Raw genomic sequence first — 925 nt, 5'->3', positions numbered from 1 at the left:
AAAATAATCGTGTGATTATTTCGAATATTCTCTTGAAATTCCAAAATTTAGTTGATAAACTAAACTAATCAGTCAGTTTAAATATATTTATTGAGTAAAGGAATGTGTTCAATGCCAAAAGTCTCAGATGATTACAAAGAACGCAAAAGAGAGAGTCTTCTTGAAAGTGCTTTAAAATGTTTTGGAGAAAAGGGATATCATACGACTACAATGGATGATATTGTTGCATATTCTAAAACGAGTAAAGGGCTAATTTATAATTATTTTAAAAGTAAGGAAGAGCTCTATTTAACGTTAATGCAAGAAAGAACAGTCCAAACATTTGAAAAAATTAATCAACGATTTCAAAATATTAGTTCATCAAAAGATAAGTTAAAAGAGTTATTTCAAATGTATAGTGAAATTTCTTTAACAGAAAAATGGCGGAATATGATTAGAGTCCATATGGAGTTTTGGATTAATTCAGCTAGGCATGAAAATCTACAAGCCATAATGATTGAAAGGTACAAAAATCAATATCGTTTATTTTTAAGTGAAATTATTAAACAAGGAATAGCATCTGGTGAATTTAAGAAAACAATCGATCCTGATATTATTTCTAGTCTGTTTTGGGCTAATATCGATGGCATTTGCTTACATTATTCAGTTGTTGAAGAAGATGAAATTTACAAAGCACAATTTAAAGCCGCAGAAGAAATGATTATGTCTTATATAGTCATTCAAAATTAAAGTTTTTGGTAGAGAAGGTGAAAACTTTCCTACCTAAAACTTTAAATTCAGAAAATTTTTTATGTTAAAAATAAAGCGAACGACATACACTAATCATAGAATAAAATAAACTTAATAGTCAGTTTTAATTGGAAAGGAGGAATCACGATGAATTCAGTCCAAATTAGAATTATTTGTTTATCTATGTATTAATAAG

The 925-nt window shown here is 27.6% G+C and carries 1 protein-coding gene; it reads left to right on the top strand.

Annotated features, from left to right (window positions below; all coding sequences use genetic code 11):
* Window positions 1-111: 111 nt before the first annotated feature.
* Complete coding sequence (locus CN514_RS24970; RefSeq protein WP_176526087.1) at window positions 112-729, top strand: TetR/AcrR family transcriptional regulator; 618 nt, start codon at window positions 112-114, stop codon at window positions 727-729.
* The last annotated feature ends 196 nt before the right edge of the window (window positions 730-925 follow it).

Origin of the sequence: Bacillus sp. AFS001701 (genome assembly GCF_002559405.1) — a bacterium.
Taxonomy (GTDB): domain Bacteria; phylum Bacillota; class Bacilli; order Bacillales; family Bacillaceae_G; genus Gottfriedia.
The sequence above is the reverse complement of the archived record's forward strand: the minus strand, read 5'-3'. Positions and strand labels throughout refer to the sequence as shown.